This window comes from Thermus sp. FJN-A (genome assembly GCF_054655095.1).
The window spans coordinates 1-316 of the sequence record NZ_BAAHSC010000052.1; the positions used below are offsets into that span (position 1 = coordinate 1).

Below are 316 nucleotides of genomic sequence, written 5' to 3' on the forward strand. Positions count from 1 at the left end.
CGGGCCACCAGGTCCACCCGCCCGGCGTAGCGGTGCTCCGGGTGGAAGACCGCCTCCTCGGAGCGCAGGAGCCTGCCCCCGTTCCCGTCCCACCAGTCCGCCAGGCGCCGGGCCATCCCCCGGAGGGGCTCCTCCTCGGGGAGGGGAGGCCTTTCCCCCTTGAAGTGGGCCTCCGCCCAGGCGTGGAGGTCGGTGCCCCGCCCCGCGGCGCTCCGGGCGGCCCTGTGGTGGGCCTCGGCGGCCTCCTTCAGGATGCGGTCCACCTCTTTCTCCGTGAGGACCAGCCCCGGGACCAGGTTTTCCTGGAGGTACTCCA

1 pseudogene is annotated in these 316 nt (G+C 74.4%); it reads right to left on the reverse strand.

The features are described from left to right. Positions 1-316: pseudogene (locus ACYQ0J_RS00255) on the reverse strand (hypothetical protein); the annotation flags it as partial.